Origin of the sequence: Halalkalibacter alkaliphilus (assembly GCF_023555415.1) — a bacterium.
Taxonomy (GTDB): domain Bacteria; phylum Bacillota; class Bacilli; order Bacillales; family Bacillaceae_D; genus Halalkalibacter; species Halalkalibacter alkaliphilus.
Genome location: NZ_JAKRYL010000028.1, coordinates 41889 through 55402, shown reverse-complemented (window position 1 = coordinate 55402; position 13514 = coordinate 41889). Strand labels below are relative to the sequence as shown.

The following is a 13514-nucleotide window of genomic DNA, read 5'->3' as shown; positions in this document are numbered from 1 at the left end:
AGCCATCGCAACCTTGTTCGCTCTCTTTTCATTCAATGGCGATTTCCTTTTTATTTAAATCGATGCGATAACCAAATCCGCGATAAGGAGGGGGATATGATAATAAAGGTTACAGCTACCAAGGAAGCACTCGTTCTTATCGACTTATTAAAAAAGAAGCATGGACCTCTCATGTTCCACCAGTCTGATGGTTGCTGCGATGGTAGTTCCCCGATGTGTTATGCTGAAAATGAATTTATGATCGGCGAAAGTGATACACTACTCGGAGAAATCGGTAATTGCCCTTTTTATATTAGCTCAGCACAGTACGAATATTGGAAACATACTCAGCTCATTATTGACGTGGTCAAAGGGCGAGGAGGAATGTTTTCTCTTGAAGGCCCCGAAGGCAAACGATTTTTAACACGTTCAAGAGTCTTTTCAGCTGAAGAACGGGCGCTTTTAAATAAAAAGGAAAATGAGTAACCTTCTCTTTTTAAACAAAAACAGGTTGTTGAGAAATTCTTCTCCACAGCCTGCCCTCTTATTTATAAATATTTAATCTGGTGCATCCGTTAAATCTTCAATATCTTTTGATCCAAATACTAATAAAGAAAGCAATACTCCAACTAAAATAGCACCTGTAAAACCTTTCCCATCAAATCCGCCTTCATAGTTACCCGATCGTTTCTTTCCCATTTTAATTAATCCTCCTCAATTCTCTGTTGAAAAGCTTCAAAAACATCATCAAGTGTCATATCCCCATTTTCTTTTAAGAAGTCTGCTAAAGCATTCGATTTATCATTTCCAGGAGTAAGGAACTCTCCTAATAAAGTTACTGTAACTACAGGTGATGATCGGTATAACTCCACAGCATCAACCTTTAATTTACCAGATAATAATAAAGCGGCTGCAATAATATCTAAATTCTTCCCTGTAAATAAGTCCTGAACATTGTATGATGATACCTTTGGCTTCTTAGATTTAGGAGTTTTGTCATTTTGTTGATAAGGTTGATAAGGTTGATAAGGCTGGCCTACAGGTGGCCCTGGTGGTCTTCCATACCTTCCATACATAAAGAAAAACACCCCCTGAAACTAGTTTATGTTCAGAGGGTACTTCGGTGAGACCAAATTGGAATATGATTTATTAAAAAGGTCTTAAAACTAATTCCATGCCTTATGGCCTACCTAGTAATATATAGCTTCGATCTTTTGACAATGCAAACACCTTTTATAAAGCGGAGTGCTTTCAAATGAATGGTGACACTTATTTTGTACGTCCTTTAAGTGAGTTTCCCAATAAAGCAGATCCTCCCTTAATTTATCAATTTTCCTTTGAATATCAGGCACCTTCACCACGTCAATCCTCCTTAGATGTTTACTGATAAATTTTCCCGCCAGACTTCTTAAACTGCTCAGCTTTTTCCTTCATGCCTTTTTCAATCGCTTCGCTAGTTTCTAGTTGATTTTCTTTCGCATATTGACGAATGTCATGTGAAATTCTCATACTACAGAACTTCGGACCACACATCGAGCAAAAATGAGCCGTTTTCGCCCCCTCAGCAGGTAGCGTTTCATCATGGTATTCTAGTGCCCGTTCCGGATCAAGCGCTAGATTAAATTGGTCTCTCCAGCGGAATTCAAATCGAGCTTTTGACAAAGCGTCGTCACGAACTCGTGCACCTGGATGTCCTTTTGCTAAATCAGCAGCATGTGCGGCAATTTTGTACGTAATAACCCCTTCACGTACATCTTCACGATTAGGTAATCCGAGATGTTCTTTTGGTGTTACGTAGCAAAGCATTGCTGTACCAAACCAACCAATCATCGCGGCACCAATAGCTGATGTGATATGATCATATCCAGGAGCAATGTCAGTCGTTAATGGACCTAGTGTATAAAATGGTGCTTCGTGGCACATTTCCAACTGTTTATCCATGTTTTCTTTAATTAAGTGCATTGGTACATGTCCCGGTCCTTCTACCATGACTTGAACATCATGCTGCCAAGCTAGCTTTGTTAGTTCGCCGAGAGTTTCTAATTCCGCAAATTGGGCTTCATCATTTGCATCAGCAATGGATCCTGGTCGTAACCCATCTCCTAAAGAAAACGAGATATCATATGTTTTCATAATCTCGCAAATTTCTTCAAAATGAGTATATAAGAAGTTCTCTTGATGGTGATATAAACACCACTGTGCCATAATAGACCCACCTCTAGAAACAATACCTGTTAGACGTTTTACCGTTAGTGGAACGTAACGCATAAGAACACCTGCATGGATTGTAAAGTAATCAACCCCTTGTTCTGCTTGTTCAATCAACGTATCACGATATACTTCCCACGTTAAATCCTCCGCAATCCCATTTACCTTCTCAAGTGCTTGGTACAACGGAACCGTGCCAACAGGAACAGCAGAATTCCGAATGATCCATTCGCGTGTTGTATGAATGTTTTTACCTGTTGATAAATCCATCATCGTATCAGCACCCCAACGCGTTGCCCAAGTCATTTTTTCAACTTCTTCTTCAATTGATGAAGAAACCGCAGAATTCCCAATATTCGCATTAATTTTCACATGAAAATTCCGTCCAATAATCATCGGTTCTGTTTCCGGATGGTTGATGTTTGCTGGTATAATCGCCCTACCACTTGCAACCTCCAGACGCACGAATTCAGGATCAAGATTTTCTCTTATTGCGATAAACTCCATTTCAGGTGTAATGATGCCTTTTTTTGCATAATGAAGCTGTGTTACATTTTTACCGTTTTTCGCACGTAACGGCTTTCGTTCTAACCCAGGGAAGACATGAGAATTAGCACGTGGGTCTTCTGCCGAAATGTACCCGTTATCCTCTGGCTTAATCTTACGCCCTTCGTACTCTTCCACATCATTTCGTTCTTTAATCCACTTGCTGCGAAGAGCAGGAAGCCCTTTTGTTATATCAACTTTGTAATGATGGTCCGTGTATGGACCACTTGTGTCATATACGCGAACTGGAGGATTTTCCTCTTCCCCAACCGTTCCTGATGTCGGACTTAATTCAATTTCTCGCATAGGCACTTGAATGTCAGACCTTGAACCTCGGACATACACTTTTTTACTGCCTGAAAAGCTAGACATAATGGAAATGTTTTTTTCATTTAATGAAGGTGTGGACATTGAACTCTCTCCTTTTGAAATAGAAAGGACAAAATCTAGACATAAAAAGGAAGGAAGCTGAAGATACATAAAAAAGCCGGAACCAAAAAATTGGTTTGGACCCGGCTAATTGATAGAAGTATAGTCAATAAAAATCTTTCTTAAACTTCCCCACGCTGGTATGAGCCAGATCAGGTCCAAAGGGTCAACAATCTTTAACGTTCATGTTTCTCAGCCCAACTCATTGGACTCCCCTAGTTAATTCTATTAAATTAATTTACATTGTCATTATATAGGAATCTACAATAAATTCAAACACTTTTTTAGAATTTTTTCATGTACCTCCATTCATTGCCTATAGAACATTGGTTAAAAAAGTTATTTTGTGCTAAAGTTTTTACGTACTATGATTGAAAGGAGTCTTTATGAAACCAAACGTTCTTGTCTATATGAGAGTTGATAAACGAGTCATTAAAGAATTGGAAAAAGAGTACGAGGTAACAAGTTTCCATAACCATGAATACATAGGAAATCCTGATTTTGACCTTGCATTAAAAAAAGCTGATGGCATTATTGGACTTTCATTGAAAGTAACAAAAGAACTATTAGACAACGCTCCCAATCTTAAAGTGGTTTGTAACGTATCCGTTGGCTATGATAACTTAGACCTTGAAGAATTATCAAAACGGAAAATACTGGCTACAAATACACCGGGAGTCTTGGACGATACAACAGCAGATGCAATCTTTGGTTTATTGCTATCAACTGCTAGAAGAATTCCCGAGTTAGATCAGTTTGTAAAGTCAGGACAGTGGGATATTTCTCTCCAACCAGATCAATATGGCGTAGATGTACACCATAAAACTCTAGGAATTATCGGAATGGGGAATATTGGCCGAGCTATAGCGAGAAGAGCTCATTTCGGCTTTGGAATGGATATTCTTTACCATAACCGCTCAAAAAACAAAGAGGCTGAAGAGTTGTATCAAGCATCTTATTGTGAATTCGATGATCTTCTTACGCAATCAGACTTTGTTTGTTTGATGGTCCCAGCTACGAAAGAAACGGAAAAAATGATAGGAGCAAAAGAGTTTCAGAAAATGAAAAAAAGTGCTATTTTCATAAATGGTTCCCGTGGCAAAAATGTTGATGAAGAGGCTCTTTATCATGCTTTAGTCAATAAAGAAATCCATGCAGCTGGTATCGACGTGTTCACAAATGAACCAACCAATCCTGATAATCCACTTTTAACTTTGAAAAATCTTGTTACATTGCCACATATTGGCTCTTCAACAACAGAGTGTGAATATAACATGTCAAAACTAGCAGCAAAAAATTTACGAGCTGCTTTAAATGGGGAAAAACCACCAAGCTTGCTAAATGAAACGTCTTGGCTGATTAAATAGACAATAAGGTTGTCTCAAACTTTTCAGCCCCCCCAAGCACATTATAGTACTCACCAATGGGGGGCTGGTTTTTTTTAGCGGTTTTGCAAATATGCATCAAGAATTTGTTTTATTCGTTCTGATTCCTCTGAACGAATAATATAATGGTCACCATCTAATTGAGCCGAAACCTGCTGCACTCCTTGTTGTTTTAAAAAACTGACAACGTCAACTACATTTTCAGATTCTGTAAGGAGTAGTTTTTTTCCAACAAATTCTTCATTTACATATATATCGTAAGCATCATGCTCACCTTTTATATCTCCATCGAAATCAGCATCAAATAATCCTAAAAAAGGTAACTGGTAACTACCTGTACTAGCACCCGTCTGTCCGAAAAACATCGGCATTTTCTTCTTCAACTCCTTTACTTTCATTTTAATGGTCTTTCTACATTTAGTATGTACAATACACTGTACTTACATTTCTGCACGACACAAAAAAGAACGAACTTCCTTTTTAAGCTCGTTCTTTTATAAAGTATTATTGTTTTTTTAGTTCTTTCACCAATTTATGGAAGGAAGCCTCTAACCGTTCTTTCGCTTCTTGCTCAATTGTTGTACTTCCATCTTCTCCTCTAGTTACACACGTATCAAGTGTAAAAACACCTTTAACAATATTTTCTGCTCCTAAAGAAGCTAGAACTGGTTTCAAACTATAATCAATTGCTAATAAATGTGAAATCGTACCACCTAGCATAAGTGGTAAAACAATTTTGTTTTCTAGCCCTTTTTGTGGAAGTAAGTCTAAGTATGTTTTTAAGATTCCCGTGAAAGAAGCTTTATAAACTTGGCTTGCTACAATAACTGCGTCGGCTTCTTCTACTTTTTTATTCGCTGCTAAAATAGCTTCACTGTTATATTTAGCTAAAATTAAGTCTTCCGCTGGAATGTCAATTACATGTAGTTCCTCTACATCCATTCCTTGTTCACTTAGCACACTTTGTGCATAATCGATAATACCTTTTAACCTAGTTGTTTTTGATGGTCCACCTGAAATTATAACGATCTTTGCCATTCCAATCACACTCCTATCTTTATCATGCCAACTTCTTTGAATTTCACAAAGGAAATAACTTACTTTCAACTGTATGTTAATTACATTTTAATTGTCAAATAATACGTCTTCTACAAAATCCCTTAATTATGTTTGTTATGTTTCTTTCAACTTTTCTAGATTCTCTTGGCGTTCAATTGGGTTTTTGGTATTATAAACATTCTGTTTTACCATTAATTCCTGCATTCCTTCCTTAGGATACAACTCTAAGCCTATTATCATTATGACCTTACTTCAGCTGAAGCCTAAGCTTAATCACTACCTTAAAGGTCTAATCTCTGCACTTGCAACGTCCTACATTATTGAACCATTTTTTATTTGGATTGAACTATATCAGCCAACTGGTTTGAAACACCTTTACTCCTTGCCCATTTATTTTATCATTTATCTAATTTTCATTATATTTTTTACGGAAAATCATTTAAGAAATTTACAAAATAATACCTCTAACGTTTGGCTCTCCATATCAATGTCTTTCCAACGTAAACCTAATTAGTAATATATCCACTCATATTTATCGAACTAGACTCTTATCCAATTCCTTTTGACTGGGCAGACTAATTTATGACTACTGAACAAAGGTGTTAAAAGTAATTACCAATTGGAGATGATATTTAGTGACACAACATCATAAGTTAGCTTTTATTGGTGCAGGATCTATGGCTGAAGCAATTATCTCAGGTTTAATTCAACAAAAGAAAATGCTCCCTAAAAATATATATGTAACAAACCGTCAAAACGAAGCACGCCTTCTTGAATTGAAAGAAAAATACGGTGTACAAGTAAGCTCAAGCAATGAACAAGTCTTAGCAGAAGCTGATATTGTCATACTCGCAATGAAACCAGCTGGAGTTCAAGAAGCTATTAAAACTATTCGATCGTACACTTCAGAAAACCAACTAATCCTTTCAGTGCTCGCTGGAATCACTACTGATTATATTTCATACTTACTAGGTCATAAAGCCCCAGTTATTCGAGTGATGCCTAATACATCAGCAGCAGTCGGCTCATCAGCAACTGTTATCTCTCCAGGCATATACGTCAGCGATAAACATCTGGCAGTCACAGAATCGTTGTTTAAAGCAGTTGGTACCGTGAAACAAGTACTAGAAAAAGATGTGGACAGTATCACGGCTATCGCTGGAAGCGGTCCTGCCTATATGTATTATTTAGTTGAAGGCATGTTTCATTCGTTAGAAGAACTTCATTTGGAGCAAGAATTGGGGAGAGAATTAATCTTGCAAACGATACAGGGAGCTATCGACTTGTTAAAATCCTCAAACCAAACACCAAAAGAGCTATATCTCAATGTGAAAAGCCCAGGAGGAACCACTGAAGCTGGACTAAATGTATTAGAAAACAAACGATTCCAGGAAATTATAATTGAGTGTATTAAACAAGCAGCTGAACGTTCAAGAGAAATTACTAAAGAGATGTCTACGATACCAGAAAATACACTAAGGTAATATTTTGCAAAAATAGAGGTGAATAAAATTGGGAGAAAGTCAACAAAAGAAACGAATTGTTGTCAAAATTGGCAGTAGTTCATTAACGAGTCGAAACGGTGAAATTAGTATAAGGAAATTAGTCCGCTTAGTGGATGAAATTGCGCTTATTTTAGATGATGGTCATGAACTTGTTTTAGTATCTTCAGGGGCTGTTGCGGCGGGATATCGAAAACTTGGCTTTATAGAACGCCCTCATAACTTGGCTGAAAAACAGGCTGCAGCTTCCATCGGACAATGCCTTTTGATGGAAGCATATTCAGAGAGATTTGGATCTCATGGATATGTAGCTTCACAAATATTAATTACTCGAAGTGATTTTTTAGATCAAAAACGGTATATGAATGCCCGAAACACGATACAAGTCCTTTTAGAACGAGGAGCTGTTCCAATTGTTAACGAGAACGATACCATTACCATTAAGCAATTAAAATTTGGCGATAACGACACCTTATCAGCTAAGGTCGCTGGTTTGGTTGAAGCAGATCAACTCGTTATTTTATCAGATATTGATGGGCTATATAACGACAACCCTAGAACAAACCCTAACGCTAAACTTATAGAGGTAGTTCAAGAAATTACTCCAGAGATTGAAGATGCTGCTGGTGATTCAGATAGTGAAGTTGGAACAGGAGGAATGGGTTCTAAAATTGAAGCCGTAAAAATCTCACTAGCTGCAGGAATTGAAACATTTATTGGAGATGCGAATAAACCAAATATTTTATTGGATGCTGTGAACCATAGAGCAAAAGGGACCTATTTTAAACCGAATGCAGAGCAAGATGATCTAGATGTAAGACAGCATTGGATCGCGTTTAATTCAGGTACAAAAGGCGAAGTCATTATTGATGAAGGAGCACGTATCGCTATTACAGAAGAGCAAAGTCACTTACTTCCACAAGGAGTTCGGGAAGTGAATGGAACGTTTGATTGTGGTGATGTTGTTGTTATACGTCATATGAATGGAGACGAAGTCGGGCGTGGTGTCATTAATTACTCTGCTGAGCAGCTAAGGGAAATCAAAAGACTCAAACTAAAGGAAATTCCAGACCATATAAAAGTAACAAAAAGTGAAGCCATTAGTCAAAATGACTTCGTTTGCTATACAAATATAAATACACCAAACTAACAATTAAAGGAGAGAATCTGCTTGAGTAAAATAGCTAGTAGTCAAATAAATGTGAAAGAGCAAGCAAAGAAGGCCCAAATAGCTGGCAAGGCATTAAGTATTTTGTCTACAAACGATAAAAATGAAGCTTTACTTATCATTGCGGATGAATTAGAAAAGAATTACTCATTTTTATTAAATGAGAATCAAAAGGACCTTGATAAAGGAAAAGAAAAAAACTTCGATAGTGCCTTTATGGACCGTCTCCTTCTAACGAAAGAACGTGTAAATGACTTTGCCAATGGTCTAAGAGAGGTTGTTAAATTGAAAGACCCTACAAGTGAAATTGTTTCTGAATGGACATTGGAAAATGGACTGAAAGTAAAAAATGTGCGTGTTCCTCTCGGAGTAATAGGAATGATTTATGAAGCTAGACCGAACGTAACGGTCGATGCGACGGGACTTGCTTTAAAATCAGGAAACGCGATCATCTTAAAAGGCGGTTCTTCTGCTTTGTCTTCAAATAAAGCAATCGTTTCTGTCATTCATGAAGCTCTCAATAAAACAAAAATACCAGTAGACGCAGTTCAATTTATCGCTAGTACAGATAGAAAAGCGACTGAACAACTGTTTACCTTAAAACAATATATCGATGTTCTCATCCCTAGAGGTGGTGGTTCATTAATTGAAACCGTCGTAACAAAAGCAACCATCCCCGTCCTTGAGACCGGTGTTGGTAACGTCCATATTTATATAGACAAAGAAGCTGATGTAGAAAAAGCGTTAAATATTATTATTAATGCTAAGACTGATCGACCTGCTGTTTGTAATGCCTTAGAAACGGTACTTATTCAAAAAGATTGGTTTATGAATCATAAGGATTTGCTAATTTCTAAGCTCAACGAATATAACATTAGCGTACATGGTGATAAGGAAGCTGTGAAAATGATTCCTGGCTCTGTTGAGGCTGTTGAAAAAGATTGGGCTGAGGAATATTTGAGTTTAGATCTTGCCGTTAAACTTGTCAATGACATTCAAGAAGCTATTACCCATATAGAAAAATATGGAACGAAACATTCTGAGGCAATTATTACAGAAAATCAAAACATCGCAGAACAATTTTTACAGGAAGTTGACGCTGCTGCCGTTTATCATAATGCCTCAACACGATTTACGGATGGGAGCGCTTTAGGTTACGGAGCAGAAATTGGAATTTCGACCCAAAAACTTCATGCTCGTGGACCAATGGGGCTGCCAGCCTTAACTACAACAAAATTACAAATTTCAGGAAATGGACAAATTAGGTAGTTGCAGGGTAAACCCTTAAAGCTACAATATTATCCCCACTAAATAAGAAATGGATAGAGAAACCCTCATCCATTCCTTATTTAGGCAATACCCCTTTACCTACCTCCCAACCTTCCTCAACACCTCATCCAAAGGCTCCGGCTTCAAAAACTCCACCGGTGAAACCCCCTTCTCAAACGTAAACGAATCTCCTTCAATGACAATCACATACTTTCCATTCACCTTCGCAATATGGAGACTTTCACCAAAATCCGATAACATTGCCTTTACATCAATATGGTCAAGCTTCAGCTTTAACGGAATCTCCGGCTGATGTTCAATGATTGGAGCTGATGCTTCTACAACTTGCTCTGGCGTCCACTTTTCCTGCATTTCACGAACTGGAGTATTCGACCAAGCTTCAATGTACTCTTCTTCCTGGATTCGTTCAGGACTCTCCTCCCGATACGTTTCAGCAATATGTTGCTGTGCCATTTGCACAACCTGTGTTTTAACAATCTCTGGTAACGATTGATGGTACTCGACAAACTTTAAGAAGTCTTCAAAGTATCTAGCATGTGAGGATTGATGAATCTTAAGCTCCCACTCTTCAAGCATACCTTCTTCCGGCATATATGGATACTGGATAGATTTCATATTCTTTGTTGTAATCGCTCGTTCAACATTACGAATCATCGTTTTTTCATCTGTAATGGTTGCTACTTTTTGTTCAAAGTCACATTTTAAAACAAAGACAAATGGTTCATCAAAGTATTTATTAAATTTAGCTCGCAGAACCAGTAATGCTCCTCCCCTTATCGCACTTGTATCCATATAAGCTTGAACCAACTCTTCACTACTATTCTTAAAATCATCTATTGAACCTGCTGAACGAATTCGATGAAACATATTATAATTAGGGTTTGTTTCTAAATCATATCCTGGTTCCACAATAAACCGACCGATTTTCGTTGGAACTGAATCTGACTTTGGGTTCCGTTCTACCTTCCGCTTTGCAACTTTCATTAATTCCCCATCAAGAAAATCTTTTAACGCACTATCTATGTACATCACTTCATCTAAAGTTTGGTAATGCTTAAAACGCTTATCTGCTTGCTCTCCTTGTCCGTCGACTTGAACGACAAAGAATGATAAATAATTAATCGTAAAATCCATATAATCACCTAGTTCCTCAACCTAATAATAAGCACTATAAAATTAACGTACAAATTATATCATTGTTTTTCAGTAATGTCTTTTATTCAAGTATACGTAAACGGCCTCTTTCACATTAAGTTGGGCTTCTGCATAGGATGGTATCGTTTCTTCTAAAATCCGTATAAAGGAGATTAGAACAATGGAATTAACAATGGCACACTGGTTATATTTAGCCGGAACATGCTTAATTATTGTAACAATGTTATTTAGGCAAAATGTAGTTGTTCCAGCCATATTAATGAGTTTTCTAATTGGATGGGTATACAACGGGTCCTTTTTAAGCGGGATTCAAGCGATCTTTAATGCAAGTTTAACTGCAGCCGGAGAGCTATTTCATATTTTTTTAATTATCGCTATCATGACCGCTTTACTACAGTCGTTAAAATCGATTGGATCTGACGAACAAATGGTTATACCTTTTCAAAAAGTCATGAAAAACGGACATCTTTCTTTTTGGATTCTTGTTTTAGTAACTTATTCAATTTCGTTATTTTTCTGGCCCGCCCCGGCCGTACCACTAATCGGAGCATTGCTAATTCCTGTTGCGATCAAAGCTGGTTTGCCACCAATTGGTGCAGCATTAGCGATTTCGTTAGCTGGTCACGGGATGGCTTTATCATCCGACTTTGTACTTCAAGTCGCTCCAGGATTAACTGCCTCGACTTCAGGCATTGAAGCAGCAGCAGTTGCCGACCGAGCTCTAATCTTATCCATCGTCGCAGGTACGATCGCATTATCAATTGCCTATTTTATGATTCGAAAATCGATCGTTCCTCCTGCTAAGAAAAATCTGACCGAGTGGGAAAAAAGCGGAGATAGTGATGTCACGTTACAATCAGATGATTTGGATGTAAAAAAAGGAAATTATAGCAAGTTCTTTGCCTTTCTCGTTCCTTCTACCTTTTTAGCAATTGTTGTATATGTTGTTCTAGCTACGTTTTCTGATGCTATTCCAGCCATTGCAGACGGAGCAGGCGCTTCGATAATTGGTGGTATTGCGGTTTTATTATTAATCACTATATCTTTATTCCGTGATTATCGAAAATCGTTAAAAGAAGTCAGTGATCATATTGTCAAAGGGTTCGTTTTTGCTTTTAAAGTCATGGGTTTAGTCATTCCAATAGCAGGTTTTTTCTTTATGGGAAGTGGAGAGTTTTCTGCAAGTATTTTAGGAGTAAACGATCCAGATCATGCACCTGCCTTTTTATTTGATTTAGTAGAGTCAAGTCAACACGCTATCCCAGATAATGCTTTTATTACAGGTTTTGGAATCCTTATACTTGGAATGATTTCAGGTCTAGACGGATCCGGATTCTCAGGTCTGCCGTTAATTGGTTCCCTCTCTGATGCATTTGCCACAACTGTCGGCGTAGACCCTGCAACGTTAGCAGCAATTGGTCAGATGGGAGCGATTTGGGTTGGCGGCGGGACATTGGTTGCATGGTCACCTATTATTGCCATAGCCGGATTTGCCAAAATATCAGTTTTAGATCTCGTTCGAAAAAGTTTCATACCCGTGATCATTGGTTTAACAATTACAACGATTTTTGGATTGCTTTTTTTATAGTTGATGTCAAAATAGGGTTATCCTAATGTGGTAACCCTACTTAGTTAAAAGGAGTATTAACAGCCTTTGTTTATAGACTCCTTAAGATGTAGCCATTTTCTCATACGCTTCCTTGCTACAAATCACATACAGTTCCGCTTCATTTGGTATCGGTTCCTCTAATTTTGTTAACAAATTAAAATCATTACGGTCAGATATAAGTGTAGCCCCGAGTTGCTTTAATTCTTCAAATGCATCATTATATGTTTGCCAAACTGGCTGCTTTTTTATTTTCCTAATATCAACCCCACTTTTTCTACTTAGTAATTTCATAATTAATTTACTTGAGCCTTTATCAACGGCTGATTTGGCCATTAAATCAGAAAGTGCCTCATCTGCAATAACAAATTCATCGACATTCGCATGCTTAAAATTGGAGATATGTTTCTCCTTAAGAATTTCAACAATTGTATAGATTTCCTGTTTCATTTCAACTGCATAGCCTTCAATTGCGGACACGGTTAGCAAAGATTGGCCATCAGCTGCTGTGGGATTAAATTCATTGTCCTGTGTGAAAATTAATACAGCCTTTGCCTGTATTATATTCGCTTTTTCTAATATTTCTTTATCGGTTGGGTCTCCTTGAATATAACTCATTTTCTCATGTTCAAAAGGAGTCTTTGCCCTTGAATCTATTACTAAAATCTTTGCCTTATCATCTATCTCTAGAATTTCATTCATTGTATGTTTAGCTTTACTTGACCACCCTACGATCACATAGTGACCTTGCCCTTTGTAACTCAATTTCCCTTCCTCCTTTAGCTTTCTGTATATCCCAAATCCTTCTACGATCTTCCCAATGACAATACCAATTAGTCCAATACCAACAAAATAGAGAAATAAGCCAAACAGACGACCTAATGTTGTCTCTGGCACGAAATCACCATAGCCTGTTGTTGTGACGGTTGTCATTACATACCAAAATCCAATAAAAGGGTCAGGAAACATTTCGGGCTCTAACCAATGAATGAGGAAGGCACTACAGATTAAAAAAATAAATGTAAGCAAAAGCAATGTTAATTTTTTTATTTTCACTGTCATCCTCATAATTTCAAAAATAAACAGCATATTTACCCCTCCTTCTTGGACTAACCTCAATTATTATTTCCTATTTCTTACAAGATTATGAAAAGCTCCTCAGCACAACACTGAGAAGCTTTTCGATA

General features: G+C 37.5%; 13 protein-coding genes and 1 riboswitch. Of the genes, 6 read left to right on the top strand and 7 right to left on the bottom strand.

From position 1 onward, the window contains the following. Nucleotides 1-96 precede the first annotated feature (96 nt). Entirely contained in the window at nucleotides 97-465 is a 369-nt protein-coding gene (locus tag MF646_RS20055) for a DUF779 domain-containing protein (protein WP_250098279.1), read from the top strand. A gap of 72 nt (nucleotides 466-537) precedes the next feature. Here the strand turns inward: MF646_RS20055 and MF646_RS20050 are convergent, their stop codons facing one another. The 3 genes from MF646_RS20050 to thiC all read right to left on the bottom strand — a co-directional run bounded on the left by MF646_RS20050 (nucleotide 538) and on the right by thiC (nucleotide 3144). Then, complete coding sequence (locus tag MF646_RS20050) at nucleotides 538-678, bottom strand: hypothetical protein (protein ID WP_250098278.1); 141 nt, start codon at nucleotides 676-678, stop codon at nucleotides 538-540. A 5-nt stretch (nucleotides 679-683) separates the two neighbouring features. Continuing rightward, a complete protein-coding gene (locus MF646_RS20045) occupies nucleotides 684-1055 on the bottom strand; it encodes a hypothetical protein (RefSeq protein WP_250098277.1) in 372 nt (123 codons plus the stop codon). Nucleotides 1056-1359: 304 nt separating this feature from the next. After that, nucleotides 1360-3144, bottom strand: a complete 1785-nt coding sequence (gene thiC, locus MF646_RS20040; RefSeq protein ID WP_250098276.1) for a phosphomethylpyrimidine synthase ThiC — start codon at nucleotides 3142-3144, stop codon at nucleotides 1360-1362. Nucleotides 3145-3274: 130 nt separating this feature from the next. Then, nucleotides 3275-3389: riboswitch (TPP riboswitch) on the bottom strand. A gap of 159 nt (nucleotides 3390-3548) precedes the next feature. Here thiC and MF646_RS20035 point away from each other — a divergent pair. Further along, the gene (locus MF646_RS20035) at nucleotides 3549-4529 is read left to right on the top strand and encodes a 2-hydroxyacid dehydrogenase (RefSeq protein WP_250098275.1); all 981 of its coding nucleotides are present in this window, start codon (nucleotides 3549-3551) and stop codon (nucleotides 4527-4529) included. A gap of 74 nt (nucleotides 4530-4603) precedes the next feature. On the opposite strand, the gene MF646_RS20030 is transcribed toward MF646_RS20035, so the two are convergent. Continuing rightward, the gene (locus MF646_RS20030) at nucleotides 4604-4918 is read right to left on the bottom strand and encodes a hypothetical protein (protein ID WP_250098274.1); all 315 of its coding nucleotides are present in this window, start codon (nucleotides 4916-4918) and stop codon (nucleotides 4604-4606) included. Nucleotides 4919-5051: 133 nt separating this feature from the next. Next, nucleotides 5052-5585: an NADPH-dependent FMN reductase gene (gene ssuE / locus MF646_RS20025; RefSeq protein WP_250098273.1), complete on the bottom strand. Its 534-nt coding sequence runs from the start codon at nucleotides 5583-5585 to the stop codon at nucleotides 5052-5054. A gap of 656 nt (nucleotides 5586-6241) precedes the next feature. Between ssuE and proC the strand changes: the two genes are divergently transcribed. The 3 genes from proC to MF646_RS20010 are packed head-to-tail and all read left to right on the top strand — an operon-like array spanning nucleotide 6242 to nucleotide 9545. Continuing rightward, nucleotides 6242-7090, top strand: coding sequence for a pyrroline-5-carboxylate reductase (gene proC, locus MF646_RS20020; protein WP_338035519.1), 849 nt, complete (start codon nucleotides 6242-6244; stop codon nucleotides 7088-7090). Nucleotides 7091-7118: 28 nt separating this feature from the next. Next, entirely contained in the window at nucleotides 7119-8258 is a 1140-nt protein-coding gene (gene proB, locus MF646_RS20015) for a glutamate 5-kinase (protein ID WP_250098272.1), read from the top strand. A gap of 21 nt (nucleotides 8259-8279) precedes the next feature. Next, entirely contained in the window at nucleotides 8280-9545 is a 1266-nt protein-coding gene (locus MF646_RS20010) for a glutamate-5-semialdehyde dehydrogenase (protein ID WP_275980388.1), read from the top strand. 99 nt (nucleotides 9546-9644) lie between these two features. Here MF646_RS20010 and MF646_RS20005 read toward each other — a convergent pair whose 3' ends face one another. After that, a complete protein-coding gene (locus tag MF646_RS20005) occupies nucleotides 9645-10700 on the bottom strand; it encodes a DUF3900 domain-containing protein (protein ID WP_250098271.1) in 1056 nt (351 codons plus the stop codon). 181 nt (nucleotides 10701-10881) lie between these two features. Here MF646_RS20005 and MF646_RS20000 point away from each other — a divergent pair, with 181 nt between their 5' ends. Then, entirely contained in the window at nucleotides 10882-12309 is a 1428-nt protein-coding gene (locus MF646_RS20000) for a hypothetical protein (RefSeq protein WP_250098270.1), read from the top strand. A gap of 81 nt (nucleotides 12310-12390) precedes the next feature. Here the strand turns inward: MF646_RS20000 and MF646_RS19995 are convergent, their stop codons facing one another. Continuing rightward, entirely contained in the window at nucleotides 12391-13416 is a 1026-nt protein-coding gene (locus MF646_RS19995) for an ion channel (protein ID WP_250098269.1), read from the bottom strand. Nucleotides 13417-13514: the final 98 nt, after the last annotated feature.

What these genes read in the sequence shown, in the direction of transcription:
- MF646_RS20055 (WP_250098279.1), top strand. Translation starts at nt 97, where the DNA reads ATGATAATAAAGGTTACAGCTACCAAGGAAGCACTCGTTCTTATCGAC.
- MF646_RS20050 (WP_250098278.1), bottom strand. Translation starts at nt 678, where the DNA reads ATGGGAAAGAAACGATCGGGTAACTATGAAGGCGGATTTGATGGGAAA.
- MF646_RS20045 (WP_250098277.1), bottom strand. Translation starts at nt 1,055, where the DNA reads ATGTATGGAAGGTATGGAAGACCACCAGGGCCACCTGTAGGCCAGCCT.
- thiC (WP_250098276.1), bottom strand. Translation starts at nt 3,144, where the DNA reads ATGTCCACACCTTCATTAAATGAAAAAAACATTTCCATTATGTCTAGC.
- MF646_RS20035 (WP_250098275.1), top strand. Translation starts at nt 3,549, where the DNA reads ATGAAACCAAACGTTCTTGTCTATATGAGAGTTGATAAACGAGTCATT.
- MF646_RS20030 (WP_250098274.1), bottom strand. Translation starts at nt 4,918, where the DNA reads ATGCCGATGTTTTTCGGACAGACGGGTGCTAGTACAGGTAGTTACCAG.
- ssuE (WP_250098273.1), bottom strand. Translation starts at nt 5,585, where the DNA reads ATGGCAAAGATCGTTATAATTTCAGGTGGACCATCAAAAACAACTAGG.
- MF646_RS20005 (WP_250098271.1), bottom strand. Translation starts at nt 10,700, where the DNA reads ATGGATTTTACGATTAATTATTTATCATTCTTTGTCGTTCAAGTCGAC.
- MF646_RS20000 (WP_250098270.1), top strand. Translation starts at nt 10,882, where the DNA reads ATGGAATTAACAATGGCACACTGGTTATATTTAGCCGGAACATGCTTA.
- MF646_RS19995 (WP_250098269.1), bottom strand. Translation starts at nt 13,416, where the DNA reads ATGCTGTTTATTTTTGAAATTATGAGGATGACAGTGAAAATAAAAAAA.